The organism is Nocardioides sp. HDW12B (assembly GCF_011299595.1).
In the GTDB taxonomy this organism is placed as follows: Bacteria; Actinomycetota; Actinomycetes; order Propionibacteriales; family Nocardioidaceae; genus Marmoricola_A.
In genome coordinates this window covers 806,273-822,664 of record NZ_CP049867.1, presented here as the reverse complement: position 1 = coordinate 822,664, position 16,392 = coordinate 806,273, and the positions used below count along the sequence as shown (strand labels likewise).

Annotated in this window: 17 protein-coding genes; 4 read left to right on the top strand and 13 right to left on the bottom strand. The window is 74.3% G+C overall.

Annotation, left to right across the window (positions count from 1 at the left end):
* Window positions 1-88 precede the first annotated feature (88 nt).
* From raiA to G7072_RS03825, 11 genes are all read right to left on the bottom strand, one after another.
* Window positions 89-721 (bottom strand): ribosome-associated translation inhibitor RaiA, encoded by a 633-nt coding sequence (gene raiA, locus G7072_RS03875; RefSeq protein WP_166084323.1) that lies wholly within the window; start codon window positions 719-721, stop codon window positions 89-91.
* A gap of 389 nt (window positions 722-1,110) precedes the next feature.
* Entirely contained in the window at window positions 1,111-1,875 is a 765-nt protein-coding gene (locus G7072_RS03870; RefSeq protein WP_240917140.1) for a ComF family protein, read from the bottom strand.
* Window positions 1,876-1,952: 77 nt separating this feature from the next.
* A complete protein-coding gene (locus tag G7072_RS03865) occupies window positions 1,953-3,734 on the bottom strand; it encodes an LpqB family beta-propeller domain-containing protein (RefSeq protein WP_166084322.1) in 1,782 nt (593 codons plus the stop codon).
* Window positions 3,731-5,386: an MtrAB system histidine kinase MtrB gene (gene mtrB / locus G7072_RS03860; RefSeq protein ID WP_166084321.1), complete on the bottom strand. Its 1,656-nt coding sequence runs from the start codon at window positions 5,384-5,386 to the stop codon at window positions 3,731-3,733. The genes G7072_RS03865 and mtrB overlap by 4 nt, the downstream gene beginning before the upstream one ends.
* A 1-nt stretch (window position 5,387) precedes the next feature.
* Complete coding sequence (gene mtrA, locus G7072_RS03855; RefSeq protein ID WP_166084320.1) at window positions 5,388-6,083, bottom strand: MtrAB system response regulator MtrA; 696 nt, start codon at window positions 6,081-6,083, stop codon at window positions 5,388-5,390.
* A gap of 10 nt (window positions 6,084-6,093) precedes the next feature.
* The gene (gene ahcY / locus G7072_RS03850; RefSeq protein ID WP_166084319.1) at window positions 6,094-7,533 is read right to left on the bottom strand and encodes an adenosylhomocysteinase; all 1,440 of its coding nucleotides are present in this window, start codon (window positions 7,531-7,533) and stop codon (window positions 6,094-6,096) included.
* An 80-nt stretch (window positions 7,534-7,613) separates the two neighbouring features.
* Window positions 7,614-8,558 carry a DUF808 domain-containing protein gene (locus G7072_RS03845; protein WP_166084318.1) on the bottom strand — a complete coding sequence of 315 codons (945 nt, stop codon included), beginning with the start codon at window positions 8,556-8,558 and terminating at the stop codon, window positions 7,614-7,616.
* Between the two features lie 93 nt (window positions 8,559-8,651).
* The gene (locus tag G7072_RS03840) at window positions 8,652-9,698 is read right to left on the bottom strand and encodes an SIS domain-containing protein (RefSeq protein WP_166084317.1); all 1,047 of its coding nucleotides are present in this window, start codon (window positions 9,696-9,698) and stop codon (window positions 8,652-8,654) included.
* Complete coding sequence (locus G7072_RS03835; RefSeq protein ID WP_166084316.1) at window positions 9,691-9,876, bottom strand: Trm112 family protein; 186 nt, start codon at window positions 9,874-9,876, stop codon at window positions 9,691-9,693. The genes G7072_RS03840 and G7072_RS03835 overlap by 8 nt, the downstream gene beginning before the upstream one ends.
* Window positions 9,876-11,273 carry a phosphomannomutase/phosphoglucomutase gene (locus G7072_RS03830; protein ID WP_166084315.1) on the bottom strand — a complete coding sequence of 466 codons (1,398 nt, stop codon included), beginning with the start codon at window positions 11,271-11,273 and terminating at the stop codon, window positions 9,876-9,878. Before G7072_RS03830 ends, G7072_RS03835 begins: the two co-directional genes overlap by 1 nt.
* Before the next feature lie 30 nt (window positions 11,274-11,303).
* Window positions 11,304-11,735 carry a DUF3499 domain-containing protein gene (locus G7072_RS03825; RefSeq protein WP_166084314.1) on the bottom strand — a complete coding sequence of 144 codons (432 nt, stop codon included), beginning with the start codon at window positions 11,733-11,735 and terminating at the stop codon, window positions 11,304-11,306.
* Between the two features lie 49 nt (window positions 11,736-11,784).
* Between G7072_RS03825 and G7072_RS03820 the strand changes: the two genes are divergently transcribed.
* Window positions 11,785-12,231: a metallopeptidase family protein gene (locus tag G7072_RS03820; protein ID WP_166084313.1), complete on the top strand. Its 447-nt coding sequence runs from the start codon at window positions 11,785-11,787 to the stop codon at window positions 12,229-12,231.
* Window positions 12,232-12,268: 37 nt separating this feature from the next.
* On the opposite strand, the gene G7072_RS03815 is transcribed toward G7072_RS03820, so the two are convergent.
* Complete coding sequence (locus G7072_RS03815; RefSeq protein WP_166084312.1) at window positions 12,269-12,532, bottom strand: WhiB family transcriptional regulator; 264 nt, start codon at window positions 12,530-12,532, stop codon at window positions 12,269-12,271.
* A gap of 262 nt (window positions 12,533-12,794) precedes the next feature.
* On the opposite strand from G7072_RS03815, the gene cofD reads away from it, so the two are divergent.
* From cofD to G7072_RS03800, 3 genes are read left to right on the top strand one after another with little or no spacing between them, the layout of a single operon-like run.
* Window positions 12,795-13,760 (top strand): 2-phospho-L-lactate transferase, encoded by a 966-nt coding sequence (cofD, locus tag G7072_RS03810; RefSeq protein ID WP_166089642.1) that lies wholly within the window; start codon window positions 12,795-12,797, stop codon window positions 13,758-13,760.
* Entirely contained in the window at window positions 13,757-14,761 is a 1,005-nt protein-coding gene (cofE, locus tag G7072_RS03805; RefSeq protein ID WP_166084311.1) for a coenzyme F420-0:L-glutamate ligase, read from the top strand. The genes cofD and cofE overlap by 4 nt, the downstream gene beginning before the upstream one ends.
* An 18-nt stretch (window positions 14,762-14,779) precedes the next feature.
* On the top strand, window positions 14,780-15,259 hold the full coding sequence (locus G7072_RS03800; protein ID WP_166084310.1) for a VTT domain-containing protein: 480 nt from the start codon (window positions 14,780-14,782) through the stop codon (window positions 15,257-15,259).
* A 10-nt stretch (window positions 15,260-15,269) separates the two neighbouring features.
* Here the strand turns inward: G7072_RS03800 and G7072_RS03795 are convergent, their stop codons facing one another.
* Entirely contained in the window at window positions 15,270-16,373 is a 1,104-nt protein-coding gene (locus G7072_RS03795; protein WP_206063271.1) for an NDP-sugar synthase, read from the bottom strand.
* Window positions 16,374-16,392: the final 19 nt, after the last annotated feature.

Sequence of the window (16,392 nt, the reverse complement as noted above, 5' to 3'; positions counted from 1 at the left end):
TATGCGGGATAGCGAATACGGATACTCCTCACCCCTGTCCCCCCGAGGAGTGCCGTTGGTCCCGTAAGGGCCTGGTGGGGTCCCGGACTCAGTCCTGGGTGAGGGCGATGACCCCGTAGTCGTAGCCCTTGCGGCGGTAGACCACCGAGGGTCGGGCGGACTCGCTGTCGACGAAGAGGAAGAAGTCGTGGCCCACGAGCTCCATCTCGTAGAGCGCCTGGTCCAGGCTCATCGGCCGGGCCGGGTGGGTCTTCTCCCGGACCACGATCGAGCCGTCGGACGCCGTCGTCACGTCCGGGCCGCCGGTCAGCTCCGGGCCGTCGGTGGAGCCCTCGTCCAGGGTCAGCACGGAGCCGTTCTCGGTGACCTCCAGCCCGGCGAGCGCCTGCGAGACCGACACCGGGGTACGCCGGCCGTGGTGCACCCGGCGGCGGTCGGCGGCGCGGCGCATCTGGGCCGCCATCTTGTCCAGCGCCAGGTCGAGCGCGCCCAGCTTGTCCTCGGCAGCCGCCTCGGCCCGGACCACCGGGCCCTTCGAGAACGCGGTCAGCTCGACCTTCACGGCCCGGTCGTGCTGGCGCGGGTTGCGCTCGAGCTCGACCTCCACCTCCATGCGGATGACCCGGTGGTCGTGCTTCTCGAGCCGACTGAGCTTCTCCTCGACGTGCTCACGGAACCGGTCCGAGACCTCGCAGTGGCGACTCTTCACGACAACGTCCATATGCACACCTCCGGTGTTTGTGCGGGTCGACTGCGCCGGACCCGTCCGACGTCGTGCACGCGCGCCCCCTGTCGAGCGCGCGTCCCGAGATACCAGGAAGCGGAGTCCGCCCGGCCGACCTGGTCTTCGACCCCACAACCGCCTGCTGAGGCTCTCGCAGCTTCTCCGCCACTACCCGCCTTCTCGCCGGCCGGGGGCGCATCTGACGCCCCCGCGACGGCAGGACTTACCTCTAAGCCGCACCGTGATCGAGCCCGCGAGGGGCTCTTACGTGGACCGTTTCGCCTGCGACTGGCATCGGCTAGCCAGGAGACGTCGACGACTCGTGACGAGCCGGGACGCACCTCCTCGGCGCAACCACGGACCCGGACGGACTCCATGCACAGACGCTAGACCTCCGCGACGGTCCACGGAACCCGATCGTCCACATCATGGCGGCTTCTCAGGTGGCCGGGCGGCAGCCGCCGGGTCGTGGCCGCCACCACCGCGACCGCGTCCACCGGCACCCCGGCCCGCTCCAGGGCCCGCTGGGCCTCCCGTGCGGTGGCGCCGGTGGTGAGCACGTCGTCGACGACCAGGAGGGGTCCCCCGACGGCCGGCCCGGAGGCGAGTCCCGCAGCGAGCCCCGCAGCCGGGCGCACGGCGAAGGCGTCGCGCAGGTTGGCCGCCCGGGCGACCGCGTCGAGGCCCGCCTGGTCGCGCGGGCGTGCGTGGGCGCGCAGGAGGGGGCGGACCGCGGCCGCCACCCCACGCCGGCGCAAGGTGACGGCAGCCGCCCGGGTCAGTCGTAGCAGCGGGTCGTGGCCGCGTGTCCTCACGACCGTCGGGTGGCTGGGCACGGGCACCAGCACGACAGGACCGGGGCGGGGTCCCGGTCCCGCGGCCGCCTCGACCGCGACGGCGAGCAGCTCGCCGAGCGGCCGGGCGAGCCCGTGGCAGGCGCGTTCCTTGTGGGCGAGCACCATCCGCCGCACCGTGTCGGCGTACTCGGCCGCGCACCAGGGTGCGGCCAGCCCCGCCGGGCACGGGGTCGGCGGGCAGGACCGTCCCCGGTGGGGCAGCCCGGCCCGGCAGCCGCCGCACAGCAGACGCCCGGCCCGCCCGCACCCGACGCAGCAGGACCCCAGGACGAGGTCGACCAGGGCGTCACGCACCCTCCCACCCTCGCCGTACGTCGACCCCGGTGCGAGCCGCTGCCGGCGGCCTGGGGAGAACCCGGCCCCCGACCGGCTCAGCCCACGAACGTCGTGGCGCGCAGCTCGGGCGGCAGCACGAGCTCGGCCCACCGCCCGTCGCCGCCGAGGTCGAACACCCCGTCGGCGCTGGTCACCAGCAGGCTCTGCGGGGAGCCGGGAGAGGTCGCCATGCTCTGGCCCTCCTCGAACAGCAGGTCGAGCCGCGGCGCACCCGAGGTGGCGACGGTCGCGCCGTCGGTGGGCAGCAGCTGCACCCGGGTCGAGAAGCCGGAGGGCCGGGTCATGACGGCCACCGTCGTGGGGTCCCACCACCCGACGGCGCGGGCGTTGCGCAGCGTGTTGGGGGCCGGGAGGGTGCGGGCGAAGGCCAGGCGGACGGGCGCGCCGAGGTCGTCGCGGACCACGCGGAACAGCCGCGCCTCGACCTCGCCGTCGGGCCGGGACACCAGCACCACGAAGCGGCTGCCGTCGCGCGAGACCGACGCCGCCTCGAGGCGTCCGTCGTCCAGCTGCGGGCTGTCGAGGCGGACGCGGCCGTCGTCGGAGAGCACACGCACCGCGGCGGTGCCGCTGAGGCTGCTGCCCCGGTCGACGAGCCAGAGACGCCCGGTGCGGTCCCACATCGGCCGCAGCAGGTCGGTGCCCTCGGCAACCGAGGTGGGCGCGATGCGGGCGCCCTCGCGGGAGGTCAGCCGCCAGACCCTGGTGCCGTCGCCGGACACCACGGCCGACCGGTCGCCGGCCAGGCTCACGCCCAGCGAGCGCGGCCGTCCGAAGAAGTCGGTGGCGGAGCGGGGCAGGGCGGCGACCCGGGTCTCGGCGCCCTCGGAGATGCGGACGATCGAGCGTCCGACGAGGCCGAAGAGGTCCGGCGCGGCCCAGTCGACCGAGGGGTCGTACTCCTCCCCCGTGGTCACGGGCAGCACCTCCTCGCCCCCGGGCAGCGCGAGCGGCGCGCCGTCCACGAGGACGCGCACCCCCCGCACCTCCGGCAGCTGGCCCAGCGTGGCGGTGAGCTGGGCCAGGGCGCGGGCGAGGTCGGCCGGGCGCAGGTCGACCATGGCGGCGCTCAGCGGGACCTCCGCGATCCCGCGGCCCCGGACGGGCACGCCGACGCCGAGGTCGGTGCCGGTCGGCAGGTAGGACCGCTCGACCTCCCGGCTCCCCGGGGGCGGTCCCTCGAGCAGTCCGGCCACCAGCCGGGTGGCGGCCTGCACGCCCGCCGGCAGGTACACCGGCTCGGGCACGAGCACCGACCCGGTGCGGTCGAAGAAGGACAGGGTCAGCGCGCGGTAGCGCGACTCGAAGTGGGTGCGCGGGATGACCAGGGCGGGCGGCGGGTCGACGATGCGCCACTCGGAGTCCTCACGCTCGACGCGCAGCCGCAGGGTGCCGCGGGCGTCGTCGGACCAGGCGCCGCGCCAGCGACCGGCGGCGTCGAGGGCGGAGGCCCCGCGGAGCCGGATGACGACGTCGGTGCCGCGCGCCACCACCTGCTGGGAGGTGTAGACGATGGTGCGACGGTCCGGGCGCCAGGTGGCGGCGGCGTCCGCGGTGAGGTACTCCTCCGCCACGCGGGTGCTGACCGGGACCGCCTGCTGGGCGCTGAGGAACCCCGCCACGATGTCGTCCGGCAGCGCGCCGGGTCGCGGGCCGGGCGGGTTGTAGTCGAACGGCTGCGCCTCCACCGTGGCGGCGGCCCGTCCTCCCGACACCACGGGTCCCCCGTCGGGCAGGGTCGAGCAGCCGGCGGCGACCAGGCACCCGGCAGCGAGCGCGGTCACCAGGCGCCCGCGAGCGACGTACGACCGGGTCACGGGGTGCTCACCCGCCCCGACCGGGCCGGGACCAGCCCGGCGTCCGCCGGCACCAGCGGCAGGGCGCTGGCGGCCAGGGTGCCACCGGCACGGCGCGGCAGCGAGAGGCGGAACTGCGAGCCGGCACCCGGCGCGCCCCACGCCTCGAGCCAGCCGCCGTGCAGGCGGGCGTCCTCCTGCGAGATCGACAGCCCGAGCCCGGTGCCGCCCGAGCGCCGCACGCGTGAGGGGTCGGCGCGCCAGAAGCGGTTGAACACCCGCACCTCGTCGCCGGGTCGCAGACCGACGCCGTAGTCGCGGACGGCCAGCGCGCTGCCCTCCGCGTCGGCGGCGACGAGCACCACCACGTCGGAGGAGTCGGCGTAGTCGATGGCGTTGGTGACGAGGTTGCGCACGATGCGCTCCAGCCTCCGGGTGTCGGCCTCCACCACGCAGGGCCCGCCCTGCGGACGCACCACGATGCGCACGTCGCGCTGGGCGGCGAGCGGTGCCAGGGAGCCCACCACGCGGTGGGCGACGTCGAGGAGGTTCACGTCCTCGACCTCCAGGGCCGCCGCCCCGGCGTCGAACCGGCTGATCTCGAGCAGGTCCGCGAGCAGGGTCTCGAAGCGGTCGAGCTCGTTCTGCAGCAGCTCGGCCGAGCGCGCGGTGACCGGGTCGAAGCGGTCACGCGCGTCGTGAAGCACGTCGCTGGCCATCCGCACCGTGGTGAGCGGGGTGCGCAGCTCGTGGGAGACGTCGGAGACGAAGCGCCGCTGCGCCGCCGACATGTCCTCCAGCTTGCGGATCTGCTTCTGCAGGCTGGAGGCCATGTGGTTGAACGACGTCGCCAGCCGCGCGATGTCGTCGTCGCCCTTGACGAGCATCCGCTGCTCCAGACGCCCGGAGGAGAGCCGCTCGGCCGTACGCCGCGCGAGCCGGACGGGGGTCACCACCTGCCGCGTCACCAGCCAGGTGAGGGCGGCGACGAGGATGAGCAGGAGCACCCCGCTGGTGAGGATGGCCCGCTCGACGAGGTCGATCGTGCGCTGCTCGGCCGACATCGGGAAGAGGTGGTAGAGCGCGTAGGTGTCGCCGTCGGCGGGCAGCACGAGCCGGGTGCCCACGGCCACGCCCGGGACGTCGGGGCGGGCCGCCCGCCCGTCGCTTCCGTCGTACCGCAGCCGGGTGAAGGTCCACAGCTGGGAGTTCTCCTGCGGCGCCCCCACCCGCTCGGTCAGGTCGTCGGGCAGGCTGGTGAGGTCGAGGCCGGGGGTGAACCGCTGGCCGCCGCCGTAGGCCCGCCCGTCGGCGTCGACCGACAGGGGCCCGACCAGCACGACGTCGTAGCCGCGCACCGCGCCGCGGGAGATCTCGGTGGACATCAGCGAGGCCAGCTGGGCGCTGGCCTCGAAGTCCGGGGTCGCGGCGCTCAGGCTGACCTGGAGGTCCTCGGTGGCGCGTCCGGACTCGGCGACGGCCTCCTTGACGCGCTCCTGCACGAGACCGTCGGTGACCTGCTGCAGCAGCGTCCAGCCCACCAGCGAGACGACGACCGCCGACAGCACGACGGTGCTGAGCACGACGCGCGCCTGGATCGAGCGGCGCCACAGCGTGCCGACGGCGCGCAGCGGCCGGGCCGCCACGCCCCGCACGCGCCGGGCCGCCGCCACGTCAGCCGGCCTTGTAGCCGACGCCCCGGACGGTCACCACGATCTCGGGGTTCTCCGGGTCGCGCTCGACCTTGGAGCGCAGACGCTGGACGTGCACGTTGACCAGGCGGGTGTCGGCCGCGTGCCGGTAGCCCCACACCTGCTCGAGCAGCACCTCGCGGGTGAACACCTGCCAGGGCTTGCGGGCCAGGCACACCAGGAGGTCGAACTCCAGCGGCGTGAGGGCGATGACCTCCTCGCCGCGGGTGACGCGGTGGCCGGCGACGTCGATGGAGAGGTCGCCGATGGCGAGCTGCTCGGGCGGTGCCGCCTCGAAGGTGCGCACCCGGGCGCGGATGCGCGCCACCAGCTCCTTGGGCTTGAAGGGCTTGACGACGTAGTCGTCGGCCCCCGACTCCAGTCCCTCCACCACGTCGAGGGTGTCGCCGCGTGCGGTGAGCATCACGATCGGCACCCCCGACTCGGCGCGGATGTCCTTGCAGACGTCGATGCCGTCACGACCGGGCAGCATCAGGTCGAGCAGCACCAGGTCGGGCCGGAAGCCCTGGAAGGCCGCCAGCGCCTCACCACCGTGCGCGCACACCTGGGGCTCGAACCCCTCGTTGCGCAGCACGATGGTGAGCATCTCCGCCAGGGCGGCGTCGTCGTCGACGACGAGCACCTTGGCCCGTGCCGTCGCCCCGGACTCCACCGCCATGTCTGCTGCCTCAGTACCGGTACTGGTCGGACTTGTACGGACCGGCCTTGTCGACGCCGAGGTACGCCGCCTGGGACTCGGTGAGCTCCGTCAGCCGGACGCCGAGCGAGCCGAGGTGCAGGCGCGCGACCTCCTCGTCGAGGTGCTTGGGCAGCACGTAGACGCCGGTCGGGTACTCCTCGGTCTTGGTGAAGAGCTCGATCTGGGCCAGCACCTGGTTGGTGAAGGAGTTCGACATCACGAACGACGGGTGGCCGGTCGCGTTGCCGAGGTTCATCAGGCGCCCCTCCGACAGCACGATGATGCTGGTGCCCTCGGGGAAGGACCACACGTCGACCTGCGGCTTGACGTTCTTGCGGACGACGCCCTCGAAGGACTCCAGCCCGGCCATGTCGATCTCGTTGTCGAAGTGGCCGATGTTGGCCACGATCGCCTGGAACTTCATCCGCTGCATCTGCGCGACGGTGACGACGTCCTTGTTGCCCGTCGCGGTGATGACGATGTCGGCCACCGGCAGCACGTCGTCGAGGGTGGCGACCTGGTAGCCGTCCATGGCCGCCTGCAGCGCGCAGATCGGGTCGATCTCGGTCACGATGACGCGGGCTCCCTGGCCGCGCAGCGACTCCGCGCAGCCCTTGCCGACGTCGCCGTAGCCGCAGACCACGGCGACCTTGCCGCCGATGAGGACGTCGGTCGCACGGTTGATGCCGTCGATGAGCGAGTGGCGGCAGCCGTACTTGTTGTCGAACTTGCTCTTGGTCACCGAGTCGTTGACGTTGATGGCCGGGAACAGCAGCGTGCCGTCGCGCATCATGTCGTAGAGGCGGAGGACACCGGTGGTGGTCTCCTCGGTGACGCCCTTGACCGAGTTCGCGATCGGGCTCCAGTGCGTGGCGCTCTTCTCGAGCTGCGCACCGAGCACCTCGAAGACGATCCGCTGCTCGCCGCTGCCGGCGGTGGCGGGGTCGGGGGCGACGCCGTTCTTCTCGGCCTCGACGCCGAGGTGCAGCAGCATGGTGGCGTCACCGCCGTCGTCGAGGATCATGTTCGGCAGGACGTCGGCGCCCTGCGAGGACCAGTCGAGGATCTGCTGGGTGCACCACCAGTACTCCTCCAGGCTCTCGCCCTTCCAGGCGAAGACCGGGACGCCGCGGGGGTCCTCCGGCGTGCCGTCGCGGCCCACCACGACGGCGGCGGCCGCGTGGTCCTGGGTCGAGAAGATGTTGCAGGAGGCCCAGCGGACCTCCGCGCCGAGGTCCACGAGGGTCTCGATGAGCACGGCGGTCTGGATGGTCATGTGCAGGGAGCCGGCGATGCGGGCGCCCGCGAGGGGCTGCGAGGCGCCGTAGCGCTCGCGCATCGCCATGAGGCCGGGCATCTCGTGCTCGGCGAGGGTGATCTCGGTCCGGCCGTAGTCGGCCAGGGACAGGTCGGCGACCTTGAAGTCCATGAAGGGTTCCTCTGGTGTCACAGGATGGGTGTGCGGCGCATCTGCGCTTCGTCGGGATCTCCCGCGCATACCCGTCCAGACTACCTGCCCCCGGTGGACCCGCCGCGCGCACGCTGCACCAGCCCGAGCACCGCCACGACGACGGCACCGACCGCGAGACCGACCACGGCCGAGGCTGCGGTGTTGACCAGCCAGCCGAGCACCGCCCCCAGGCTGCCCGCGGAGTCGTGGACCGCCTCCTCGACGTGGTGGACCGCGTCGTACGGCGCGTGCCAGCCGAGGTCGTCGAGCCCGACCAGCAGGATGTGGCCGCCCACCCAGAGCATCGCCGCGATGCCGACGACGGAGATGACGCTCAGCAGCTTCGGCATCCCGCGCACCAGGCCCAGACCGATGCGTCGCGAGGCCGCCGAGGACCGCTCGGCGAGGTGCAGGCCGACGTCGTCCATCTTCACGATCAGCGCGACCACGCCGTAGACCAGCAGGGTGATGCCGATGGCGACGACCACGAGGATCAGCGCGCGGGACACGAACGGCTCGTCGGAGACCTCGTTGAGCGCGATCACCATGATCTCGGCCGACAGGATGAAGTCGGTGCGGACCGCGCCGGAGACGACCGTGTCCTCCGACGGCGGCTCGCCCGAGGCGTCGGCGTGGGCGTCGCCGTGCCCGCTGAGCGCGCCCCACACCTTGTGGGCGCCCTCGTAGCAGAGGAACGTGGCGCCGGCCATCAGGATCGGGGTGATCGCCCACGGCAGGAACTGGCTCAGCAGCAGGGCCGCCGGCAGGATGACGAGCAGCTTGTTGCGCAACGAGCCCGTCGCGATGCGCCGGATGATGGGCACCTCGCGGTCGGCGGTGACGCCGTGGACGTACTGCGGGGTGACCGCCGTGTCGTCGACCACGACGCCGGCGGCCTTGACGCTCGCACGGCCCGCGGCCGCGCCGATGTCGTCCACCGAGGCCGCCGCCAGCCGGGCCAGCGCCGCGACGTCGTCGAGGAGTCCGAAGAGGCCGGCGCTCACGCGCCGCTCCGGACGGGGCGGACCGAGCGGGGGCGGGGAGGCGTCGTCACCGGGTCAGCCTAGCGACGTACGGGTCCCCCGGGTGGGGCTCGGTCAGCGCCCGAGGCGTCCCAGGCCGAGCGCCAGGTACGCCGCGGCGTACCGGCCCTGGCCGAGCAGCGAGGCGTAGCGGGCCAGCTCGCTGCCGGTGTCGCACGTCAGGAGCTCGACGCGGACCCCCCGCTCGTCGGCCTCGGCGGTCAGGCGGCCGCGCTGCTCGGTGACGGCCGGGTCCTCCGCGCCGTCGTCGAGCACCAGCAGCATCGGGCGGCGGTCCGCCGGGTCGGCGTCGTCGTCGTCGGCGAAGGGGTCGGAGAAGACGTCGTGGGGGCGTGCCGCGGCCACGAGCGGCAGCAGGTGCTCGGCGTCACCGGCCACCGTCGTGCGACCGCTGGCGCGGCGTACCGCCTCGGAGACGCGGCGGGCGGCCCGGGCGGCCAGCACCGACCCGCCCCAGCACAGCGGGGTGGCGTCGGCCAGCGCGATGGCGACCATCTTGGCGGGGTTGACGGCCAGGTCGCGGTGGGGCGAGCAGGAGACGGCCACGTCGTCGAGGGCGGTGGCGACCTCCTCGGGGTCGGCGTGCGGGCCGAGGTCGACGCGGGCGAGCAGCTGCAGCATGACCACGGCGGTGGCCAGCTGGTCGCGCGAGGTGGTGGGGAGCACGGTCGTGTGCCGACCGACGGCGTGCTCGGCGACCAGCGAGTCGGGCGGGCAGGCGACCACGACCTGGCAGCCGCGGCGCACGGCCTCCGCGACGGCACCGGCGCTGCCGGCGTCGCCACCGTCGGGGGCCAGCACCACGACGACGTCGAGGGGGCCCGTCCAGCCGGGGAGGCCGGGGTTCGGCCAGGCCACGAAGGGCACCGGGCAGGCGGGCTCGAGGACCGCGCGCAGCAGGCGGGAGTCGGGGCCGGCCGCGATGACCGCGCGCGGACGGTCGTCCCGGGTGAGCGCCACGGCGGTGTCCACGGCGTCCGCGGCGGCCACCGCCTCGCGCCGGACGCGGCTGCCCGCCTCGGCCAGCGAGCGCAGCGTGGCGTCGGCGCGGGCCAGCGCCTCGCCGTCGTCGAGCCGGGACTCGTCGAACCACTCAGCCACGGTCGTCCCGGGCCTCGTCGACCAGCAGGACCGGCACCCCGTCGCGGATCGGGTAGACCCGCGCACACCCGGTGCAGGTGAGCTCGTCGTCACGGGGCGGCTCGAGCTCGGCCCGGCAGGCGGGGCAGCGCAGCAGCTCGAGCAGCAGCGGGTCGAGCCGGTGGTGGTCGAGCGTCATCACGCCTCCTGGGTGCGGATCATCGACAGGACTCTGTCACGGACGGTGCGCATGGTGGCCTCGTCGCCCGCCTCGACGTTGAGGCGCAGCAGCGGCTCGGTGTTGGAGGCCCGCAGGTTGAACCACCAGTCGTCGTGGCTCAGCGTGAGTCCGTCGAGTCGGTCGACCTCGACGCCGGGCTCGGCACCGACCACGTCCTCGACGCGGCCGACCCGGCGCTGCGCGGCGTCCTGGTCGGGCATCTCGGTGTTGATCTCGCCGCTGGCCACGTAGCGGGAGAACTCGGCCAGCAGGCCGCTCAGCGGGCGGTCCTGCTCGGCCAGCGCGGCCAGGACGTGGAGCGCGGCCAGCATCCCGGAGTCGGCCCGCCAGAAGTCGCGAAAGTAGAAGTGGCCGGAGTGCTCGCCGCCGAAGACGGCGCCGGTCTCGGCCATGGTGGCCTTGATGTAGGAGTGGCCGACCCGGGTGCGGACCGGGACCCCTCCCCGCTCGCGGACGATCTCGGGCACGGCCCGGCTCGTGATGAGGTTGTGGATCACGGTCGCGCCGGGGTGGCGGAGCAGCTCCCGGGTGGCGATCAGCGCGGTCACGGTCCCGGGGTCGACCGTCTCGCCGCGCTCGTCGACGAGGAAGCACCGGTCGGCGTCTCCGTCGAAGGCCAGGCCCACGTCGGCGCGCTCGCGGACGACCGCCGTCTGGAGGTCCCGCAGGTTCGCCGGGTCGATCGGGTTGGCCTCGTGGTTCGGGAAGGTGCCGTCGAGCTCGAAGTAGAGCGGCACCACGTCCACGTCGAGCCGCCCCAGCACGGCCGGTGCGGTGTGCCCGGCCATGCCGTTGCCGGCGTCGGCCACCACCCGCAGCCGGCGGCCCTGCACGGGTGCCAGCGTGAGCAGGTGCTCGGCGTACGCCGTGAGCAGGTCGCGCTCCTCGCGGCCGCCGGTGCGTCCGGCCGTCCGGTAGTCGCCGGCGGCGACCAGGTCGCGGATCTCCGCGAGCCCGGTTTGCTGCCCCACCGGCGCGGCACCGGCCCGGCACAGCTTGATGCCGTTGTACGCCGCGGGGTTGTGCGAGGCGGTGAACATCGCCCCGGGGAGTCCCAGCGAGCCGGAGGCGAAGTAGAGCTGGTCGGTGGAGGCCAGCCCGATGAGCACCACGTCCGCGCCCGCGTCCTGGGCGCCCGCGGCGAACTGCTCCGCGAGCCCCGGGCTGGAGGCGCGCATGTCGTGACCCACGACGATCCGCGGCGGCTCGGTGCCCGGCTCCCCGGTCACCACCGTCGCGAACGCGTTGCCGGTGGCGCGGGCCAGCACGTCGTCGATCTGCTCGGGCACGAGGCCGCGGACGTCGTAGGCCTTGAAGACCGCGTCGACCACGCGGGGGTCGGGGGCGGACGGCATGTCCGCACCCTATCCGCGCCCGCGGACCCCTCAGTCCGGAAGGGGGCGCAGCACGCGCAGGTGACCGCGGCGTCCGGTCTCGGGAGCGGGATGACCCGGCCGGTCCGGACCGGAGTCGTCGGACCCGGTGGCGCGCCCGCCGGAGGCCAGGCGTCCGGGCACGGCGGAGACCGGGGGCGGGGTCGGAGCCGGGCGGGCCGCCTCGCGGACCGCGTCGGCGAGGGCGAGGAGGTCGTCGGTGCTGGGTCCGAGCGCGTCCGGGTCGGGGGCCAGACGCATGACCTCCCAGCCGCGCGGGGCCGACAGCCGCTCGGAGTGCTCCTCGCAGAGGTCGTAGGCGTGCGGCTCGGCGTAGGTGGCCAGCGGCCCGAGGACCGCGGTCTGGTCGCCGTAGACGTAGGTGAGCGTGGCGATGGCCGGCCGCCGACAGGCGGTGCGGGAGCAGCGGCGCGCGGGACTCACGAGCCTGACGCTACAACCTGCGGAGGCGGGCGCCCCTTAGGCTCGCGGGATGTCCGACCACGTCCCTGCCCGCCCCACCTCGGCCCGCGACCGGCACGGTCGCGGCCTGCGCGGGCCGGCGGTGCTGCCCGGGCCGCTGACCCCTCAGGGACCGCCGCGCCGGCCGAGCCGGCGCGACCGCTTCGACGAGGTGGTGCTCGACGTGCTCAGCGCGCTCGAGGCGCGGTGGAGCACGGAGCTGGGGCTGGTGGAGTTCGCGATCGAGGAGACCCCGCTGATGCCGGCGGACTGGAGCGCGCCGACCGTGCCCCTGGGGTCCCTGGTGCCCGGCAGCGGCAGCACGCCGAGCCGGGTGGTGCTGTTCCGGCGACCGATCGAGATGCGGTGCGAGACGCCGGGCGACCTGGGCGCGCTCGTCTACACCGTCCTCGTCGAGCAGGTCGCCGAGCTGCTGGGCCGTCGTCCCGAGGACATCGACCCGCGCGCGGGTGAGTGAGCCCGGAGCCGGGCGGCAGGCCCGGGCCCGCGTGGGCTCAGACCGCGCGCTTCTTGAGCTTGCGCCGCTCCCGCTCCGACATGCCGCCCCAGATCCCGAAGCGCTCGTCGTTGGCCAGCGCGTACTCGAGGCACTCGCCCCGCACGTCACAGGTCAGGCAGACCCGCTTGGCCTCCCGCGTCGAGCCGCCCTTCTCGGGGAAGAAGGCCTCGGGGTCGGTCTGGGCGCACAGCGCGCGCTCCTGCCAACCCGGGTCCTCGACCTCGTCGAGCTGCGTGTCCAGCACGAATAGTTCCCGCATGGTGTCCTCGCCTTTCAACCGGTGGGACCCGGAGGTCCCGCTGTTTCCCTGGTTGCCTTCCCTCTGTCGCATCCGAGGTACGTAACGTGTGCAGTCCAGATCGCGAGGCGCTGGGGAAGGATGCCGGCTGCTGTCAACGTGACTTCGTGAAATGACACTGAGGGAATTACAAGCCTGTCGTACCACTAAAGTCAACACCAGATCTGTTATACGGCGAAATTCGCCGCCCTCCTGGAAGGGGTGATATGGGATGTCCGGACCGCTGCGATGCACCGTCCTCTCGGGTGGGGTCGGCGGCGCGACGTTCCTGCGCGGGCTCCGTCGGGTGCCCGAGGTCGAGATCACGGTGGTGGCCAACACCGCCGACGACCTGTGGATGCACGGCCTCAAGATCTGCCCCGACCTCGACACGGTGATGTACACGCTCGGCGGCGGCATCGACACCGAGCGCGGCTGGGGCCGCACCGACGAGTCGTGGCGCGTGAAGGAGGAGCTGGCGGCGTACGGCGTGGAGCCGACGTGGTTCGGGCTCGGCGACCGCGACCTGGCCACGCACCTGGTGCGGACCCAGATGGTCGAGGCGGGCTACCCGCTGTCCGCCGTCACCGCCGCGCTGTGCCGGCGCTGGCAGCCGGGCGTCACGCTGCTGCCGATGACCGACGACCGGGTCGAGACCCACGTGCTGATCGACGACGACGGCGAGCCGTCGGGACGCCGCGCCGTCCACTTCCAGGAGTACTGGGTGCGGCTGCGCGCCCAGGTGCCCGCCCGCGGGGTCGTGCCCGTCGGTCTGGACCGGGCGACGCCCGCCCCCGGCGTGCTCGAGGCGATCACGGAGGCCGACGTCGTGGTGCTCCCGCCGTCCAACCCGGTGGTCTCGCTCGGGACGGTCCTCGGCGTGGCGGGCGTCAGCGAGGCCCTGCGCACCGGACCCGCACCGGTCGTCGGCCTCTCCCCCATCGTCGCCGGCCGCCACGTCCGCGGCATGGCCGAGCAGCTCATGACGGGCCTCGGCATCGAGGTCTCCGCCGCCGGGGTCGCCGCGCACTACGGCGCCCGCTCGGCCGGCGGGGTGCTGGACGCCTGGTTGGTGGACTCCGCCGACGCGGACGCCGTCGAGCGGGTCGAGACGGGCGGGGTGTCCTGCCGCGCCGTGCCGCTGATGATGACCGACGACGCCGCCACCGAGGCCATGGCGCGCGCCGCGCTGGCCCTGGTGGGACGGTGAGCGGCGCCTCCGCCGGGCTGCGCGTCGACGTCGTGCCCGGCGTGGGCGAGGTGCGCGAGGGCGCCGACCTCGCCGCTCTCCTCGACGCCACTCCGCTCGACGACGGCGACGTGGTCGTGGTGACCAGCAAGGTCGTCAGCAAGGCCGAGGGCCGGGTGAGCGACCGCTCCAAGGAGGAGGTGCTGGCCGAGGAGACGGTGCGCGTCGTGGCCCGACGCGGACCGACCACCATCGCGCGGACCCGGCACGGGCTGGTCATGGCCGCCGCCGGCATCGACGCCTCCAACGTGACGGCCGGGCGCCTGGTGCTGCTCCCCCTCGACCCCGACGACTCGGCGCGACGGTTGCGTCGCTCGCTGGCCGGGCGGCGCGGCGTCGACGTCGGGGTCGTCGTCACCGACACGGCGGGACGCGCGTGGCGGGTCGGGCAGACCGACATCGCGATCGGCGCCGCCGGCCTGCACGTGGTCGACGACCACGCCGGCCGGGTGGACGGCTACGGCAACCTGCTCGCCGTCACGCTGCCCGCGGTCGCCGACGAGATCGCGGGGGCCGCCGAGCTCGCCACCGGCAAGCTGTCCCAGAGCCCGCTGTCGGTGGTCAGGGGGCTCGGCCACCTGGTGCTCCCCCGCGGCGAGGACGGACCCGGTGCGGCCGCACTGGTGCGGCCCGAGCACGAGGACATGTTCGGCCTCGGCGCCCGGGAGGCCGTGGTGGCCGCGGTCGGCGCATCCCTCCACCCGGGTCGCCCTCCCGCACCCGGGCTCGGCGCCCCCGTGGCTCCGGAGGTGCTCGTCGCCGTGCTCGACGAGGTCCTGGGGCCGCGGCAGACCCACCTCGAGGGGCCCGGGCTCCTCCGGGTCGACCTGGCAGGTCGCGACGACCGTGCCCGGGGCCGCACGGAGGCCGCCCTCGGCGCGCTCGCCGCGGCACACGGCTGGCACCTCGCCGCGCTGGACTTCGCACGTGCCGAGCTCGTCCCGAACCTCTCCGTACACTGACGCGCATGGGTCAGCGCCGTGGGTGAGGCACTCGCCCTCTTCGGCGTCTCCGTGGCCTCGGCCCTGGTGCCCCTCATCAACATCGAGGTCTACCTGGTCGGCCTCGCCGCGGTGCGCGACTCCACCGGGATCTGGCTGCTGGCCACCATCGCCGGCATCGGCCAGATGGCGGGCAAGGTGGTCTGGTACTACCTGGGCGCCAACGCCCTGAAGTGGCCGTGGATCGCCAAGCGCATCGACACACCCAAGGGACGCGCCACCCTCGAGAAGTGGCAGGCCCGCACCAACGACCGGCCGGTGCTCGGCGCCACGCTGCTGTTCGCCAGCGCGGTGAGCGGCTTCCCGCCGTTCGCCATCGTCGCCGTGCTCGCCGGGCAGCTGCGGATGAGCCTCGTGACCTTCGTCGTCGTCGGCACGGTCGGGCGCACGCTGCGCTTCGCCGCCTTCCTCGGCGGCGCCGGCTTCCTCTCCGAGCTGTACGGCGCCGCGCTGGGCTGAGCGGGTCGGCTCAGGCGGTCGACCCGCAGGCCACCCGGGAGCCGGGCTCGAGCATCGCCCCGTCGGGCACCGCCGCCTCGTCGCCCACCGCGCAGCCGTGCACGCGGGCACCGGCCCCGACCCGGACCCCGGGACCGAGCACCGAGTCGACGACCTCGCTGCCGGCCCCGACGACGGCCCCGGGCATGAGCACCGAGCCCCGCACGGTCGCACCGGCGGCCACCTGGGCACCCACGGCCACGCTGGAGCCGTCGGAGACCTCGCCCTCCACCCGCGCCCCCGGGTCCACCCAGGCCGGCGCCGGCGCGCGCCGGACGGCCGGGCTGGTCGCCGTACCCAGCACGAGGTCGCGCGAGGCGGCCACCAGGGCTGCGGGGCTGCCCACGTCGCGCCAGTACGCCGACTCCACCCACCCGACCACCAACGCCCCGTCGGCCACCAGGCCGGGGAAGGTCTCCCGCTCCACCGAGACGACCCGCCCGGCCGGGATGTCGTCGACGACCCGGCGCCGGAAGACGTAGCACCCGGCGTTGACCTGGTTCGAGACCGGGTCGTCGGACTTCTCGACGAAGGCCAGCACCCGGCGCCCCTCGTCGGTGGGGACGCAGCCGAAGGCACGGGCGTCGGCGACCTCGACGAGGTGCAGCGAGACGTCGACGGCGCGACCGTCGCGCGGCTGCTCGAAGTCGGCCAGCTGGGCGACGAGGTCGTGCCCGGAGAGCACGTCCCCGTTGAGGACCACCACCGCCCGCTCCGGCTCGGGCGCGAGGGCTCCGGCGACGTTGCGGATCGCCCCGCCGGTGCCGAGCGGCTCGTCCTCGGTCACGTAGGACAGCCGGACGCCGAAGCGGCTGCCGTCGCCGAGGACGGGGAAGAACAGCTCGGCGTGGTAGGAGGTGGCGAGCACGACGTGCCCGACCCCCGCCGCGGCGAGCGTGCTGATCTGGTGCTCCAGGAAGGCCACGCCCCCGACCTCGAGCAGGTGCTTGGGCCGGCGCTCGGTCAGCGGGAGCATCCGGGTGCCGAACCCGCCGGCGACGATCACCGCCTCGGGCGCCAGCGTGTCGGGACGGACGGGGACCGGGGAGGCGGCGGGGCGGGGCGTCGCGGGCACGGCGGCATCCTGCCACGCG